This is a genomic window from Pseudideonella sakaiensis, from assembly GCF_048320135.1.
In the GTDB taxonomy this organism is placed as follows: Bacteria; Pseudomonadota; Gammaproteobacteria; order Burkholderiales; family Burkholderiaceae_C; genus Ideonella_A; species Ideonella_A sakaiensis_A.
The window spans coordinates 5,131,397-5,147,266 of record NZ_CP182947.1; the positions used below are offsets into that span (position 1 = coordinate 5,131,397).

Consider the following 15,870-nt stretch of genomic DNA (forward strand, 5'->3'; position numbering starts at 1 on the left):
CGGTGATGCAGAACGCGCCGCCAGTCGGTGACACGGCCGCAGCCTCACCGCCACTCGCCGACCGGCGCGTGCTCGCCCGTGCGATCAGCCGGCTCGAACGCGGCGAGGCGCAGGCCGATCAACTGATCGGCCAGCTCGGCGGCAAGCCGGGCCGCGCCCACATCGTCGGCATCACCGGAGCGCCCGGCGCCGGCAAATCGACGCTGGTCCATGCGCTGCTCGGCGCCTTGCTCGAGCTCGGCCAACGGATCGCGGTGGTCGCGGTCGATCCGTCGAGCCCGCTGACCGGCGGTGCGGTGCTCGGTGACCGGGTTCGGATGGGTGAACATGGCAGCCATCCGGACGTTTTCATCCGCTCGGTCGCGTCGCGCGGCCACCTCGGCGGGTTGTCGGCGCAGACGCGCGGCATCGTCGACCTGCTCGATGCGGCCGGTTTCGACACCGTGATCGTCGAGACGGTCGGAGCCGGGCAGTCCGAGGTCGAGATCCTGCAGGTTGCCGATAGCCGCATCGTTGCCTGCCCACCGGGGCTCGGCGACCATATCCAGTCGATCAAGGCCGGCATCCTGGAAATCGCCGACGTGCTGGTGGTCAGCAAAGCCGACCTGCCCGGAGCCGATCCGACGGCCCGCGACCTGCGCGACATGCTGCACCTGCGTGCTGCCGGCGCGCCGGGCGCCTGGCAGGTGCCGGTGCTCGGCGTCAGCGCGGTCGACGGCAAGGGATTGCCGGAGCTGCTGGCCGCGCTGGATGGCCACCGCAGCGCCTGTGGCCGGGGGAGGCGGCTGCAGACCGATCCACAGGCCGGGCCGGCGGCGGCCTTGCTGTCGCGCCTGCTCGCGCGCGACCCGCTGGCAAAAAATCTCGGCATCACGTTGCGCGATGGCGGCGCCGGACATGCAACGGTGGCGCTGACGATCCGCGCCGATCACCTCAATTTCAACGGCACCTGCCACGGCGGCGTGACGTTTGCGCTTGCCGATACCGCTTTCGGTCTGGCCAGCAATTCGCACGGCGTCATTGCCGCCGGCATCGATGCCCACATCACCTACCAGCAGGCGGCGCGTGCCGGCGAGACCGTACTGGCCCGGGCGGTCGAGGTTTCGCGTTCGCGCAAGCTCGCGGTCTACCGCGTCGACCTGACGCGTGACGGCGACGGCGCGGTGTTGTGCAGCTTCACCGGCACCGTCTACGTGACCAGCCGTCCGCTCGAAGGCGGCGGCGAGAACGCATCGGACTGAGCAGCGTCCGGTCGGCTGCCCGGCGCTGCCGCTACGATGGCTCAATGCCATTGCGGAGATTGCCTGATGCCTCAACGCGATCAACCCATCGTCCACCACATCCCGGTCTGCCCGTTCAGCCAGCGGCTGGAGATCCTGCTCGAACTGAAGGGCCGGCGCGATGCGGTGGAATTCCGAGTCGTCGACATCACGAAGCCGCGTTCGGAAGACCTGCTGAAAAAGACCCGCGGCACGACCGCGCTGCCGGTGATGGAGCTCGGCGACGAGCGCATCCTGAAGGAGAGCCTGGTCATCCTGCAGTACCTCGAGGACGTGCTGCCGGATCGGCCGGTCGCGCAGCGGGATCCTTACCGGCGCGCGGTCGAGAACATGCTGGTGGCGATGGAGGGCGCCTTCGCGACCCAGGGTTATGTCTGGGTGATGAACCAGGATCCGCAGCGGCGCGACGAACTGCGCAGCGGCATGCTGAAGCTGTATGGGCGGATCGACGATTTTCTGCAGCAGCATGCGCCGTCCGGCCCATTCCTGTTCGAGCAGTTCGGCTGGGCGGAAACGGTCTTCACGCCATTTTTTTTGCGCTTCTGGTTTCTCGACTACTACGAGGATTTCAGCTGGCCCGACGACGGTTCGTGCCAGCGGGTGCGGCAATGGGTCGAGGCCTGCCTCGCCCATCCGGCGGCGCAGCAGGTGACGAAGGAACAGATCGTCAAGCTCTACTACGACTATGCGATGGGTTCGGGCAATGGCGCGTTGCCGGCGGACCGTCGCGTGTCATCGTTCAGCTTCGAGCCGGATTGGCGCGAGCGCCCCTGGCCGCCGCGCAACAAATACGAACACCACGCGACCGACGCCGAACTCGGCCTGCTGCCGGCATGACCGGCCGGCGTCAGGCCTGGCCGAGCGGCAATGCGGTCTTGTAGCGCACCTGCTTCAGCGCAAAACTCGAGCGGATCTTCTCGATCTCCTTCATCGGCGACAGCTGCTCGAGGATGAAGCGCTCGAGCGCAGCGATGTCGGGCACCGCGACGCGGATCAGGTAGTCGGCGTCGCCGGTCATCAGATAACACTCCATCACCTCGTCGCGCGCGCCGATCTTCGCCTCGAAGGCTTCGAGGCTGCTGCGGGTCTGCTGTTTCAGGCTGATCGAGATGAAGACATTCAGGTGCAGGCCGAGCCGGGTCGGGTCGAGCAGCGCGACATAACGGCGGATCAGCCCGGCCGCCTGCAGTGCCTTCACGCGCGCCAGGCAGGGCGACGGCGACAGATGCACCTTGCGCGCGAGCGCGACATTGGACAGGCTGGCATCGTCCTGCAGTTCGCGCAGGATGCGCAGATCGACGGCATCGAGGTTCATTTTGCTTCCAAATGCTGATTCGGCAGCATTTTGTGCTGATTCGAAAGCTCTCGGCGGTGCGCTTCGCAACCATCTGCCGGGCCGGCCCGGCTAGAGTAGATGCTGAAGGAGACTGCGTGATGAGCGACCCGATGATCCAGACCCATCTTGCTGCCGGGCGGCAGGCCGACAGCGATCCGATCGAAACCGCCGAATGGCGCGATGCCTTGATGTCGGTGCTGCAGGCTGGCGGCGCGGCCAGGGTACGCGAGCTGATGGACGCGATGGCGCTGATCGCGCGTGATCCGGCGATCGGCTGGCAGCCGGTACACGGCACGCCGTATGTCAATACGATTCCGGCGAACCGGCAGCCGGTTTTTCCGGGCGACCTCGCAATCGAGGAGCGGCTGGCGTCGATCATGCGCTGGAATGCGCTGGCGATGGTGGTGCGAGCCAACAAGGCCTACGGCGAACTCGGCGGCCACATCGCGAGTTATGCCAGCGCCGCCGACCTGTTCGAGGTCGGCTTCAACCACTTCTTCCGCGGCAATGCCGATGGCGGCGGCGGCGACCTGGTGTTCTACCAGCCGCATTCGGCACCCGGCGTCTACGCCCGCGCGTTTCTGGAGGGCCGGCTCAGCGAGGCCGATCTCGCGCATTACCGGCAGGAACTCGGTGCGCTGGCCGCCGGCGCACGCGGCCTGTCGAGTTATCCGCACCCGTGGCTGATGCCCGATTTCTGGCAGTTCCCGACCGGCTCGATGGGCATCGGCCCGATCAGCTCGATCTACCAGGCGCGCTTCATGCACTACCTGCAGCACCGCGGCTTGGCGAAGGGTTCTGGCCGCAAGGTCTGGGGTGTGTTCGGCGACGGCGAAATGGACGAGCCGGAAAGCATGAGCGCATTGACGCTCGCCGCACGCGAAAAGCTCGACAACCTGATCTGGGTCGTCAACTGCAACCTGCAGCGGCTCGACGGCCCGGTGCGCGGCAATGGCCGAATCATCGACGAGCTCGAGGCGCTGTTTTCCGGCGCCGGCTGGCGGGTGATCAAGCTGGTCTGGGGCTCCGATTGGGACGGCCTGTTTGCCCGCGATGCCGACGGTTCACTCGCCGAGGCCTTTGCCGGCACCGTCGACGGCCAGTTCCAGACCTTTGCCGCGAAGGACGGCCGCTACAACCGCGAGCATTTTTTCGGCCAGAACCCGCAGCTCGCCGCACTCGCGCAGGGCCTGACCGACGAGCAGATCGACCGCCTGAAGCGCGGCGGCCACGACCTCGTGAAGATCCACGCCGCCTACCACGAGGCGGCGCGCACGACCGGCCGGCCGACGGTGATCCTCGCGCAGACGAAGAAGGGTTACGGCATGGGCACGGCCGGCCAGGGCCGGATGACGACGCACCAGCAGAAAAAGCTCGATGCCGACGACCTGCTCGAATTCCGCGACCGCTTCGACCTGCCGCTGAGCGACGAGCAGGCGACCTCGCTCGCCTTCTTCAAGCCGGCCGACGACAGCGCCGAGATGCAGTACCTGCACGCGCGGCGGGCCGCGCTCGGCGGGCCGGTACCCCAGCGCCGCGGCAGCGCGGATGCGGTGCCGGTGCCGGCGCTGAGCGCCTATGCCGAATTTGCGACCAAGGCGGCCGGCAAGGAGATGAGCACGACGATGGCCTTCGTGCGCATGTTGACCAACCTGCTGCGCGACAAGGCACTCGGCCCGCGCGTCGTGCCGATCGTCGCCGACGAGGCGCGCACCTTTGGCATGGCCAATCTGTTCAAGCAGGTCGGCATCTATTCGAGCAGCGGCCAGCAGTACGAACCGGAGGACATCGGCTCGTTGATGAGCTACCGCGAGGCGACCGATGGCCAGATCCTCGAGGAGGGCATCAGCGAGGCCGGCGCGATCAGCAGCTGGACGGCCGCGGCGACCAGCTATTCGGTGCACGGCCAGGCGATGCTGCCGTTCTACATCTACTACTCGATGTTCGGCTTCCAGCGTGTCGGCGACCTGATCTGGGCCGCGGCCGACCAGCGCTCACGCGGCTTTCTGCTCGGCGCGACCGCTGGCCGGACGACACTCGGCGGCGAAGGGCTGCAGCACCAGGACGGCAGCAGCGTGCTGCAGGCCGCGTCGATCCCGAACTGCCGCGTCTACGACCCGTGTTTTGCCGGCGAATTTGCCGTCATCCTCGACCATGGCATGCGGCAGATGCTCGAGGAACAGCGCGACGTTTTCTATTACGTCACGCTGATGAACGAAAACTATGCGCAGCCGACGGTCTCCGACGAGATCCATGCGGACATCGTCAAGGGCCTGTACCGGCTCGGCGGCTACGGCGCCGGAACCGGCGGGCCGGAGCTGCGGCTGGTCGGGTCGGGGACGATTCTTCGCGAGGTGATCGCTGCCGCCGAGCTGCTGCGCGACGATTGGCAGATCGACAGCGAGGTCTGGAGCGCGACCAGTTTTGCCGAACTGGCCCGCGAAGCGCGCGAGGTCGAACGCTGGAACCGCTTGCATCCGGGCGAGACGGCGCGCCAGAGTCATCTGCAGCAGTGCCTCGGCGGCGAGCAGCCGGTCGTCGCTGCCAGCGACTATGTGCGGGCATGGCCGCAGCTCGCGACCGCCTACCTCGACGCGCCGGTCACCGTGCTCGGCACCGACGGTTTCGGCCGCAGCGATACGCGGGCGGCGCTGCGCAGCTTCTTCGAGGTCGACCGGCAGCAGATCGTGTTGTCGGCGCTGACCGCACTGGCCGATGCCGGCAGCATCGAGCGCTCGGTCTGCGCGCAGGCAATCGAGCGTTACCGCATCGCAACCGACGAACCCGCCGCCTGGAGCCGCTGATCGGTTGCTCGCGCCGCGCGCCGATGCTCAGCGCGGCGTGCCGAACACCTGGGTCCAGTAGATCGTCGTGTCGCTGGTCGGGTTGACCGCATAGGCGGCGCCCATTTCGGTGAAGCGCGGATTCATGATGTTCGCGCAATGGCCTGGGCTCGCGAGCCAGGCGGCGACGACGGCATCGGTCGAGCCCTGGCCGCTGGCGATGTTTTCGCCGACCCGCCGCCAGCTGTAGCCGGCGGCTTCGGCTCGGTCGCTGACCTTGCCGCCCTTCTTGCCGCTGTGGCTGAAAAAGTTGTCGTCGGCCATCTGCCGGCTGTGGCCGAGCGCGGCCTTCGCGAGTTTGCCGTCCCAGCGCAGCGGCGGCGCCTGCTGCAGCCGCTCGTCGCCGCAGCGGCGCGGCTTGCTGCGCGCGTCGTTGACCAGGTCGAGGATCTGCCGGCCGGCCTGCGGCCAGTCGGCCAGATCCGGCGCCAGCAGCGGCCGCGCAAAAACGATCCGCCAGCGCTTGCCCTGCTGCGACACACCGATTTCGGCGTGGCGCGAATTCGACAACGCGCGGCAGTAGTTCTGCGCCAGCACCCGCATCGTCGATTCGGCATCGGGCGGGCCGCCGACCTCGATCAGTTGCACCCGTTCGGCCTGGTAGCCGTTCGCCTTCAGCCGATCGAGCATGTCGTTGCCGGCGCCGCTTGCCGCTGCGGCAAGCCGGTCATCGGGCGCCAGCGGGCCGGCCGCCGGCGTCGAGCTGCCGGCGCAGGTCTGCTCGCTGCTGCGGTAGTCGTTGATCAGCCCGACCAGTTGCTTCGCCGACCCCTCCATCGCGCTCGCCGGCAGCGCGGCTGCCAGCAGGCCCGTCAGCAGCACTGGCCCGGCGAGGTGGCGCAGGGTCGGGCGGCGGGTGAATCGGCGGGAACTCGGGGTCATCGGTCGGATCGATCTGCGGACGGGAACATCGCTGCGTTGTCGGCGAAGGGCACCCGGGTGAGTGCAACGGAGCGACGGATGGTTCCATCGTGGACCGGCCGCCGCAACATCAACCAAGCGTGAGGTGACGATGAACGACGACCAGAACAAGGCCCCATCTGCCACGACCTCGCCGCAGCGCGACGGCGATGTCGGCGGCATTCCACAGACCGCCGATTCGGCGCTGCGCAACGACAAGGCGTCGACCGCAACACCGGCTGCGACGCGGCGCGACCAGTCGCCCGGCGGTGGCGACGCAGCGCGCGACAAGGCGACGGACAAGGATGGCAAGGCCGATGCGGCGAAACGCGCCGACGAGAAGACGCCGGAAGACGAATCGGCCCTCGAATCGCTCGGCCGCGCGATCGGCGCACCACTGAGCGGCGAGGCGTCGGACGAGGAGCCGCGCCGCTGACGCGCACTGCCATCCTGTCCTCGCCCTGGCCTTGCCGATTGCCGGATGCGTCCGGCGCTGCCTGTAGCATGCGCCGGACGATGGCCACTCGGAGGTTTGCGCGATGAGTCAGCTGATTTTTTATACCAACCCGATGTCGCGGGGGCGCATCGCCCACTGGATGCTCGAGGAAATCGGCCAGCCGTACAGCACGGTCTGGCTCGAGTACGGCGAGGCGATGCGCACCCCCGAATTTCTCGCCGTCAATCCGCTCGGCAAGGTGCCGGCGCTGCAGCATGGCGATGTCGTCGTCACCGAGGCGGCGGCGATCTGCGCCTACCTGGCCGACCAGTTCGGCGATGCCGGGCTGATTCCGCTGCCCGGTGATCCGGCGCGGGCCGCGTTCTACCGCTGGCTGTTTTTTGCCGCCGGGCCGCTCGAAGCTGCGGTGACCGCGAAGACGCTCGGCTGGCAGGTGCCCGAAGGCAAACGTTCGATGGTCGGTTTCGGCAGCTACGACGAGGCGATTGACGTGCTCGAGACCGCGCTGCAGCCCGGTCCGTATGTCTGCGGCGAGCGCTTTTCCGCTGCCGATGTCTACCTCGGCGCTCAGCTCGGCTGGGGAATGATGTTCGGCACGATACCGAAACGTCCGGTCTTCGAGGACTATGTCGGCCGCACCCATTCGCGGCCAGCCGCGCAGCGCGCCGACCGGATCAACGAAGAGCGGATCAACAGCACGAAACGCAGTGCCTGATCAGCGGCGCAACCCGGCTGCGCCGCGAGGCCGCGAGCCGACGGCGCGGTGACGGCCGCCGCACCGCCGGCACTGCACCGCCACGCGACGCTGCCGGTGACGATGCTGGTGCAGGCTGCGTCGTCGGCGGCGGTGATCGCGCCGGCGGTGGCCGCACCGCGCCTGCTCGAGGCGCTGCAGCTCGGCGCGGTCGCGGTCGGTTTTTATGTCGCGCTGGTTTATGGCGCGGCCGCGGTATCGAGCCAGTTCGGTGCCGCGCTGGTGCGCCGCCTCGGGCCGATCCGGACCAGCCAGATCGCATTGCTGCTGAGTGCGCTCGGCCTGCTGCTGGTTGCCGTGCCGAGCCTCGCTGCCGCGGTGGCCGGCGCGCTGCTGATCGGTCTTGGTTATGGGCCGATCACGCCGGCCAGCTCCGACATGCTGGCACGCACGACGCCGCCCGAGCGCACCGCGCTGATCTTCTCGATCAAGCAGACCGGCGTGCCGGCCGGCGGAGCGCTCGCCGGATTGATGGTGCCGGGTGTGCTGGTGGCGTTCGGCAGCACGATTGCGCTGGCACAGATGGCGCTGCTGTGCCTGGCCGGCATCGCGCTCGCGCAGTGGCTGCGCGCCGGCCTCGATGGCGCGCGCGACCCGTCGGCGCCGTTGCCGTCGGCGGCGGTGATCGCGGCGCCGGTGCTGTCGGTGCTGGCGCACCCGATCCTGCGCCGGATTGCGCTGGCGACGCTGGTTTTTTCGACGGTGCAGGTCGCGGTCACGTCCTACCTGGTGAGTTTTCTGACCGCTGATCTCGGCTGGTCGCTGGTCAGTGCCGGTGCGGCCTTGTCGATCTCGCAGGCCGGCGGCGTCGTCGGTCGGGTCGTCTGGGGCGGGCTGGCGGATCGATTGCACGACGGGCCGCGCCGGCTGCTGCTGGCGCTGGCCACCGCGATGGCGCTCGCCGGCGTGCTGATGGCGCTGTTGACGCCGCAGACGCCGGCGCTGCCGGTGCTGGTGCTGCTGGCCATCTACGGTGCGACCGCAATCGGCTGGAACGGTGTCTACCTTGGCACCGTTGCCCGCGTCGCCGGCCGCGAGCAGGCGGCCACGGCAACCGCCGGCTGCCTGTTTTTCACCTATGTCGCGGTAGTGATCGGCCCGCCGCTGTTCGGCCAGGTCGGTGCGTTGACCGGATCGCTCGGCATCGCCTATGCGGTGCTGGCCTTGCCGCTGGTCTGGACCTTGTGGATGCTCGGTAGCCGCTGGACCAAGGAGGGCTGAGCCGCTGGCCGAGCCCGGCTCAATCGTCCGGATGCTGCCAGCAGGGGATCGTGCTGCCGAGAAAATCGACTTCGCCGATGCAGCGCGCGCCCAGCCGTTCGGCAAGCCGGTTCGATGCCGTGTTGTCGGCGCGGATCAGGCTGATCAGCGTGCCGGCACCGAGGGCGTCGCGGCTGAAGGCACGCGCGGCGCGGGCCGCCTCGAACGCATAACCCTGGCCCCACGCTGCTGCCTCGAGCAGCCAGCCGAGTTCGCAGCCCGGCCAGCCAAGCGGCTCGATCAGGCCGACCCGGCCGATCAGCCGGCGGTCCGAACGACGTTCGATTGCCCACATGCCGCGCCCATGCAAAGCCCATTCGCCGAGCATGCCGGCCATCTGTCGCCACGCGATGTCAGGCCCGACCGGCCCGCCGTTGCCGATGTGGCGCATCACCTCGGGGTCGGCGCAGATCTGCGCATAGGCATCGATGTCGCTGCGCCGGAATCCGCGCAGGCGCAGCCGTTCGGTCTGCAGTTCAGGAATATTCATCGAACCACCTCGTTCCGCTGCCACGTCGTGGCCGGCATTGTCATCGACGCGCCGGACCGAATACCACCGGCACTTGTCCGGGTGCCCAGGGTTCGAACTTGTCCATCACGTCGAGAAAATCGGCGCTTTGCTGCCAGCCGTTGAGCCAGCGCCGGGTTCCCTGCCACGCCGACTGCTCGAACCATCCGGTATCGACCGCGGCAAACTGGCGGATGAACGGAAAAACCGCGACATCGGCAAATCCCGGCTGCATGCCGGCCAGAAACGGCTGCTGCTGCAACAACGACTCGGTGTGTTCGATCAGCGCCGCCTCGGCCACGGCGCGGTGGGCCGCCGGCGGTTCCTGCGGAAACCGTTCTGCATATTTGTAGCGATCGAGCGCCTGCTTGAAAGCGCCATCATTGCATTCGATCAGCGCTCGGCTGGTCGGCGTGTCGGCATCGGCCAGCCAGTTCGCCGGGTCGTTGTGCTGCAGCGCCCAACGCATGATCGCGAGGCTTTCGTCGATCACGCTGCCGTCGCCTGGCGCGAGCACTGGCACGGTTGCTTTCGGCGACAGTTCGGTCATCTCGCGCGGCTTGTTGCGCAGTTGGACCTCGCGCAGCTCAACCGCAACTCCGGCCTTGCGCAGCGCGATGCGGGCGCGGATCGCATACGGACAGCGGCGAAACGAGTAGAGGATCGGCAACATGGTCGCGCCCCGATTCTGCCGGACCATGCGTCGCGCCGCGGCGACGCGAACTTAAACCGGGGCGTCGACTCGAAGCGCCATTGCAGCGACACTGGTGAACATGCAGACAACGACAGAGAACGAGGCCGCCGATGCCTTGCACCAACTGGCCGAGCGGCTTGGCCTGTCATTGAAATACCGGTCGGCATCCGGCGACTGGCGCATCGTCGGCGACGACACCTTGAGGGCGCTGTGTGCCACATCCGGTTATCCGGCGGCGACAAATGCCGAGGCCAGACAGGCGCTGGCCGAGCTCGACCGCATGGCCGACCAGCTCGACCCGGTCTTCGTGACTTCGGATCCGGATGCGCTGGAAACAGCCTGGCACGGACACGCCGCCGCCGGCGAAGCCTTCGACTGGCGCATCGAGCTGGAAGCCGGCGAAGCGATCAGTGGCACTGGTGTGCTGCGCCCAGCCTCAGCTGCACCGGCGAATCGCCGCGTCTTTGCGACGCTGCGGGTGCCGTTGGCCGGTTTGCCACTCGGCTACCACCGGCTGCAGGTGTCGTGCGCCGGCGAACAGGCGGCGGCCGCGCTGATCGTCGCGCCGCAACGTGCCTACACGCCACCGGCATGGGAGCGTGAACAGCGCCGCGACTGGGTCATCACGGCGCAGCTGTATGCCTTGCGTTCGGCGCGCAACTGGGGCATCGGCGATTTTTCCGACCTTGGCGAACTGGCGGCCGCGGCCGCGCCCTTCGGCGTCTCGGCGATCGGGCTGAGCCCGCTGCACGCGCTGTTTCCGGCCAACCCGCGTCACCTGAGCCCGTATTCGCCGTCGAGCCGCGTGTTCCTGAATACGATCTACGTCGATGTCGAGGCGGTGCCCGAATTCGCATCGTGCAGTGCGGCGAGGGCGCTCGTCGACAGCGACGATTTCCAGGCCAGGCTGAATGCGGTGCGCAGCAGCGAACTGGTCGACCACGAAGCGGTGTGGGGCCTGAAGCTGCAGGTGCTCGAACTGCTGTTCGATGAATTTGCGAGCCGCCGCGAACGGCAAGCGGACAACGAACGCGCCGCGGCATTTGCCGAATTCCGCGCGATGTGGGGGCCGGCGCTGACCCGCTTTGCCCGCTTCGAGGCGCTGCACCGGTTTTTTGTCGAGCAGGGCAAGGGCATCTCGTGGCACAGCTGGCCCGAAGCCTACCGCCGCCCGGATTCGCCGGAGGTCGAGGCGTTTGCCGCCGAGCAGGCACGGGCGGTCGAGTTTTCGGCCTGGCTGCAATGGGAGGCGGATCGCCAGCTCGGCGTGCAGGCGCAGGCGATGCACGAGGCCGGCATGGACACCGGCGTCTACCGCGATCTGGCGGTCGGCGTCGATCCGAATGGCGGCGAGGCCTGGGGAGACCAGAGTCTGCTGGTCGATGGCGCAACCGTCGGCGCGCCGCCGGACCTGTTCAATATCCAGGGGCAGGATTGGGGGCTGACGCCGTTCAGCCCGCAGGCGCTGCGGCGCAGCGCCTATGCCGCCTTCATCGCGACGATCCGCGCCAACATGCGCCATGCCGGCGCGGTGCGGATCGACCATGTGCTCGGGCTGAAGCGGTTGTACTGGGTGCCGCACGGCATGGGTGCGCCGGCCGGCGCCTATGTCGCCTATCCGTTCGAGCAGCTGATGGGCATCATCGCGCTCGAAAGCCACCGCAATCGCTGCCTCGTCGTCGGTGAGGACCTCGGCACGGTGCCCGACGGGTTCCGCGAGGATGCCGAGCGGCGCGGGCTGCTGTCGTACCGGGTGCTGATGTTCGAACGCGAAGACGGCGACGGCCCGTTCCTGCCACCAGCGCGTTATCCGGAACTCGCCGCCGCCGCGGTCTCGACCCACGACCTGCCGACGCTGGCCGGTTTATGGACCAGCCGCGACCTCGACTGGCGTGTCAGGCTGGGCCTTTATCCCGGTGAAAAGGAAGCTGCCAACGACCGGGCCTACCGGGCCGGCCTGCTCGCCGCATTGGTCGATGCGCTCGGTCTGGACGACTGGCATCGCCGCAACGGCTCGGCGCCGCCGACTTCGTTCACCGAACTGGTCGAGGCGGCCCATATGTACCTGGCGAAGGCGCCGGCCAAGCTGCTGCTGGTGCAGATCGAGGATCTTGCCGCGGAGGTCGAGCAGATGAACCTGCCAGGTACCGTCGACCAGCATCCGAACTGGCGGCGCAAGCTGCAGCACACGACCGCCGAGATCTTCGGCGACCCGGCGGTGCGGCAGCTCGCCGATGCGATCCGCAGCGCACGGGCCTCGCCGCCGGGCTGAATTCAGGCGGCCGACTGCCGCTTGACGGTCTCCGACTGGATCTTGCGTGCCAGCGACCATTTGTGCACCTCGGTCGGGCCGTCGTAGATGCGGAAGGCGCGGACCTCGCGGAAGACCTGCTCGACGATCGTGTCGCGGCTGACGCCGGTGCCACCCATCACCTGCACGCAGCGGTCGGCGATGCGGAACAGCGCCTCGGATACCGCGACCTTCGTCATCGACGATTCGACGGTGCCGTGCGCGCCCGAATCGAGGACGTCGGCACACCAGTCGATCATCACCGCGCACTGTTGAATGTCGATGCGATTGTCGGCCAGCATGAAGCCGACCCCTTCATGTTCGATCAGCGGCTTGCCGAAGGCCTGCCGGCGCACCGCATAGTCGCAGGCGATCTCGTGCGCGCGGGTGCAGGCGCCGAGCCAGCGCATGCAGTGTGTCAGCCGTGCCGGCGCCAGCCGGACCTGTGCATATTTGAAGCCGGCGCCGACCTCGCCGAGCACCTGGCCGCCGGATACGCGCAGCTTGTCGATCGCGACGATCGAATGGCCGCCGGGCATCGAGCTGTCGATCGTGTCGAGCACGCGTTCGATGCGCACCGCCGGATCGGGCAGGTCGACCAGGAACATCGTTGCGCCGGCATCGGTGCGGGCCATCACGATGCCGACCTTGGCGCCGTCGGCGCCGGTGATGAAGGCCTTGCGGCCGTTGATGATCCAGCCGTCGCCGTCCGGCGTTGCCGTCGTTTTCAGCATCGACGGATCGGACCCGGCGCCACCTTCGTCGGCCGGCTCGGTCATGAAAAATGCCGAGCGTGCGGTGCCGGCGACCATCGGCTCGAGAAAATGTTTTTTCTGTGCGTCGCTGGCGACCCGGCCGAGCAGGAACATGTTGCCTTCGTCGGGCGCCATCGTATTCAGCGCCACCGGGCCGAGCGGCGACAGGCCCGATGCGCGCAGCACCAGCGCGGTTTCACGGTGCGACAGGTGGCTGCCGTCGTCGAGGATATGCGGCGTCAGCAGGCCGGCGCCTGCGGCGAGGTCGCGCAGTTCGACGACCAGGTCTTCGCTCGGACCGTGGTCGCTGGCGCGCGGATCCCGTTCATACGGAACGACCTGCTGGCGGACAAAGGTTTCGACCCGGGATGCAATGTCGCGACCGCGCGCCAGACGATCGGGCGCGGCAGCGTTGGCGGATTGGCTCATGGCGATGTTCGTGTCGTTGACGGGGCCCGACCGACCAGCGTCGCCGGGATTTCAGTATCACCGGATCGCGCGCCGCTTCAAGTCTCCTTGGTGACGCCGGCGGCCCATTCGGCAAAGGCATCGAGCATCTGCGCCATCGCCTGCGCGTCGGTGCGGCCGCTGCGGGCGCGGATGTGGAAAGAGTGATCGGCATCGTCGACGACGACCAGCGTCGCGCGCGGCGCCAGCTTGTCGATCACCGGCTGCAGCAGTTCGAGGTGGGCCAGTTCGTCACGCGTGCCCTGCAGAAACAGCATCGGCAGCTGCACGTGCTCGAGGTGTTGCGCGCGGTCGATCGCCGGCTTGCCGGCCGGGTGCAGTGGAAACCCGACAAAGGCGAGCGCGCTGACTGATCGCAAAGGCTCGGCCGCCTGCGCCTGTGAACTCATCCGGCCGCCGAAGGATTTGCCGCCGGCGATCAGCGGCAGGTCCGGACAATGCTCGGCCGCTGCGGCCACCGCGGCACGCACCGTTGCCTGCGCCAGCGCCGGCGGATCCGGCCGACGCGATCCGCGTTCGAGAAACGGAAACTGGTATCGCAGGCTGGCGATGCCGCGTTCGGCCAGACCGATTGCAAACGCCTGCATGAAGGCATGCTGCATGCCGGCGCCGGCGCCATGGGCAAAAACGAAGCAGGCCTTCGCGGCAGACGGATTCAGCAGCAGCGCGCTGACCGACAAGCCGGGCTCGACAAGGATCGACAGCGGTTCGGCTTGTTTTGGCTCCATCGCCGCATCGTAGCAACTCGGAGCCAATCCGCGCCGCCGGCGTGTCGGCGCAGCGGTTCAGGTCTGATCAGCGAAGCCGCTCAGCGCCAACCGCGGTGCCAGCCGCGGTGAGGATGACGCCAGCCCCAGCCGCGGCGGTGGTGGTGGCCCCAGACATAACCATGGCCCGGCGAGGCATGGGTCGGCGCGACATAAACGGCGCCGCGCGGATGGTGGCCGCCATGGTGGCCTGGCAGCGGTGCAACGACGCAGCCGGCAAGCAAGGCCAGCGCGGCGGATGCAGAGGCCAGCTGGCCGAGCCGACGCAAACGAGTGCGGCGCGGCGGGTGGGGGGCGGGCGAATGGGCCATCGTGGTCTCCTTGTCGGAATCAGCGCGGTCGCGGTCGCGCGGTGGGGGCGCGGCCATCGATGCCGGCGCCATGCTGAAAAAAACGGGGCGCCGCGCAGCCGAGTTGACCCTGCTTGGTTAAGGGTGTGTAAAGCCGGCCGAATCCGGCGGCGATACCCCTGAGCCGAGCGCAGTTGCTGGCCGATTCCGAAGAACAGCAGGTTCAGAATGGCATCGTCAAGCTGCATCAGAGAGGGCGGCGTTTCCGCCCGCACCAGGAGGCTGCATGAAACGTCTTCCGCATCAACTGTTGCTCGGTGCCGTGTGCGCATTGCTGGTCGCACCGGTGGCTGCCGCGGGTACCGTCAAGGTCGACTGGATAGCACCCGACACCTATACCGATGCCGGTACCACGCGCTGGGGCGAGCGCGACAATCTGCGCGAGCTGGGCCAGCATCTGCAGCGCCTCGGCGAGCGCCATCTGCGCGCCGGGGAGGAGTTGCGGATCGACGTGGTCGATGTCGACCTGGCCGGCTGGGTGAGGCCGTCGCGTGCGACCGGCACCGATCTGCGCATCGTCAGAGGCGGCGCCGACTGGCCGCGAATCGGCCTGCGTTATTCGCTGCTCGTCAACGGCAAGCTCGTGAAGAGCGGCAGCGAAACCGTCGCCGACATGGACTACAGCCGGCGCGTCGGCCATCTGCGTGGCACGGAACCGCTGCACCACGAGAAGCAGATGCTCGAGCGCTGGTTCCGCGCGACGTTTGCCCCGCAGCAGGCGGCATTGAACTGACGGCTGGCGCCGCTGCTCAGGCCGGCTTGCCGGCCTGGTCTGGCGTTAGCGCCGAAACCGCCGCGCGCAGCGCGAGCAGGTAACTGTCGACACCAAAGCCGGCGATCTGGCCGCGCGCGATGCCGGCGATCACCGAATGGTGGCGGAATTCCTCGCGCGCATGGATATTCGACATGTGCACCTCGACGATCGGGCACGTCAGGATCGCCAGCGCATCGCGGACCGCATAGCTGTAGTGGGTCCAGGCGCCGGCATTGATCAGCACCGCGTCGATACCGTCCCCGTGCGCGCGATGGATGCGTTCGCACATCTCGCCTTCGATATTGGTCTGGTAGGTCTCGACCTCGGCGCCGAGTTCGGCCGCCAGGCTGCGCAGCCGCTCGTCGATCTCGGCCAGCGTGACCGTGCCGTATTGCGCCGGGTCGCGTTTGCCGAACATGTTGAGGTTGACGCCGTTGAGCACGAGGATCTTCAT

General features: G+C 68.1%; 16 protein-coding genes. 8 read left to right on the forward strand and 8 right to left on the reverse strand.

All coding sequences use genetic code 11. The features are described 5' to 3' along the window. Positions 1–5 precede the first annotated feature (5 nt). Both meaB and ACNH6H_RS23520 read left to right on the forward strand, forming a co-directional pair. The gene (gene meaB, locus ACNH6H_RS23515) at positions 6–1,241 is read left to right on the forward strand and encodes a methylmalonyl Co-A mutase-associated GTPase MeaB (protein WP_418320699.1); all 1,236 of its coding nucleotides are present in this window, start codon (positions 6–8) and stop codon (positions 1,239–1,241) included. Between the two features lie 66 nt (positions 1,242–1,307). Then, positions 1,308–2,117, forward strand: a complete 810-nt coding sequence (locus ACNH6H_RS23520) for a glutathione S-transferase family protein (protein ID WP_418320700.1) — start codon at positions 1,308–1,310, stop codon at positions 2,115–2,117. A gap of 10 nt (positions 2,118–2,127) precedes the next feature. On the opposite strand, the gene ACNH6H_RS23525 is transcribed toward ACNH6H_RS23520, so the two are convergent. Next, complete coding sequence (locus ACNH6H_RS23525) at positions 2,128–2,595, reverse strand: Lrp/AsnC family transcriptional regulator (protein ID WP_418320701.1); 468 nt, start codon at positions 2,593–2,595, stop codon at positions 2,128–2,130. 119 nt (positions 2,596–2,714) lie between these two features. Here ACNH6H_RS23525 and mdeB point away from each other — a divergent pair, with 119 nt between their 5' ends. Beyond that, positions 2,715–5,420, forward strand: a complete 2,706-nt coding sequence (gene mdeB / locus ACNH6H_RS23530; protein WP_418320702.1) for an alpha-ketoglutarate dehydrogenase — start codon at positions 2,715–2,717, stop codon at positions 5,418–5,420. Between the two features lie 27 nt (positions 5,421–5,447). Here mdeB and ACNH6H_RS23535 read toward each other — a convergent pair whose 3' ends face one another. Next, positions 5,448–6,341: a CAP domain-containing protein gene (locus tag ACNH6H_RS23535; RefSeq protein ID WP_418320703.1), complete on the reverse strand. Its 894-nt coding sequence runs from the start codon at positions 6,339–6,341 to the stop codon at positions 5,448–5,450. Positions 6,342–6,471: 130 nt separating this feature from the next. On the opposite strand from ACNH6H_RS23535, the gene ACNH6H_RS23540 reads away from it, so the two are divergent. From ACNH6H_RS23540 to ACNH6H_RS23550, 3 genes are all read left to right on the forward strand, one after another. Next, positions 6,472–6,795: a hypothetical protein gene (locus ACNH6H_RS23540; protein ID WP_418320704.1), complete on the forward strand. Its 324-nt coding sequence runs from the start codon at positions 6,472–6,474 to the stop codon at positions 6,793–6,795. 103 nt (positions 6,796–6,898) lie between these two features. After that, positions 6,899–7,531: a glutathione S-transferase family protein gene (locus ACNH6H_RS23545; RefSeq protein WP_418320705.1), complete on the forward strand. Its 633-nt coding sequence runs from the start codon at positions 6,899–6,901 to the stop codon at positions 7,529–7,531. A gap of 48 nt (positions 7,532–7,579) precedes the next feature. Next, positions 7,580–8,791, forward strand: a complete 1,212-nt coding sequence (locus tag ACNH6H_RS23550; RefSeq protein ID WP_418320706.1) for an MFS transporter — start codon at positions 7,580–7,582, stop codon at positions 8,789–8,791. 19 nt (positions 8,792–8,810) lie between these two features. On the opposite strand, the gene ACNH6H_RS23555 is transcribed toward ACNH6H_RS23550, so the two are convergent. Then, positions 8,811–9,320: a GNAT family N-acetyltransferase gene (locus ACNH6H_RS23555; RefSeq protein WP_418320707.1), complete on the reverse strand. Its 510-nt coding sequence runs from the start codon at positions 9,318–9,320 to the stop codon at positions 8,811–8,813. 40 nt (positions 9,321–9,360) lie between these two features. After that, positions 9,361–10,011, reverse strand: coding sequence for a glutathione S-transferase (locus ACNH6H_RS23560; RefSeq protein WP_418320708.1), 651 nt, complete (start codon positions 10,009–10,011; stop codon positions 9,361–9,363). A 100-nt stretch (positions 10,012–10,111) separates the two neighbouring features. Here ACNH6H_RS23560 and malQ point away from each other — a divergent pair, with 100 nt between their 5' ends. After that, entirely contained in the window at positions 10,112–12,304 is a 2,193-nt protein-coding gene (gene malQ, locus ACNH6H_RS23565; protein WP_418320709.1) for a 4-alpha-glucanotransferase, read from the forward strand. Between the two features lie 2 nt (positions 12,305–12,306). On the opposite strand, the gene ACNH6H_RS23570 is transcribed toward malQ, so the two are convergent. The 3 genes from ACNH6H_RS23570 to ACNH6H_RS23580 all read right to left on the reverse strand — a co-directional run bounded on the left by ACNH6H_RS23570 (position 12,307) and on the right by ACNH6H_RS23580 (position 14,623). Then, positions 12,307–13,506, reverse strand: coding sequence for an acyl-CoA dehydrogenase family protein (locus ACNH6H_RS23570; RefSeq protein ID WP_418320710.1), 1,200 nt, complete (start codon positions 13,504–13,506; stop codon positions 12,307–12,309). A 77-nt stretch (positions 13,507–13,583) separates the two neighbouring features. Next, the gene (locus ACNH6H_RS23575; RefSeq protein WP_418320711.1) at positions 13,584–14,273 is read right to left on the reverse strand and encodes an alpha/beta family hydrolase; all 690 of its coding nucleotides are present in this window, start codon (positions 14,271–14,273) and stop codon (positions 13,584–13,586) included. Positions 14,274–14,353: 80 nt separating this feature from the next. Then, entirely contained in the window at positions 14,354–14,623 is a 270-nt protein-coding gene (locus ACNH6H_RS23580; protein ID WP_418320712.1) for a hypothetical protein, read from the reverse strand. Positions 14,624–14,888: 265 nt separating this feature from the next. Here ACNH6H_RS23580 and ACNH6H_RS23585 point away from each other — a divergent pair, with 265 nt between their 5' ends. Then, positions 14,889–15,395, forward strand: a complete 507-nt coding sequence (locus tag ACNH6H_RS23585; RefSeq protein WP_418320713.1) for a DUF3016 domain-containing protein — start codon at positions 14,889–14,891, stop codon at positions 15,393–15,395. Between the two features lie 16 nt (positions 15,396–15,411). Here ACNH6H_RS23585 and aroQ read toward each other — a convergent pair whose 3' ends face one another. Next, positions 15,412–15,870, reverse strand: coding sequence for a type II 3-dehydroquinate dehydratase (gene aroQ, locus ACNH6H_RS23590; RefSeq protein ID WP_418320714.1), 459 nt, complete (start codon positions 15,868–15,870; stop codon positions 15,412–15,414).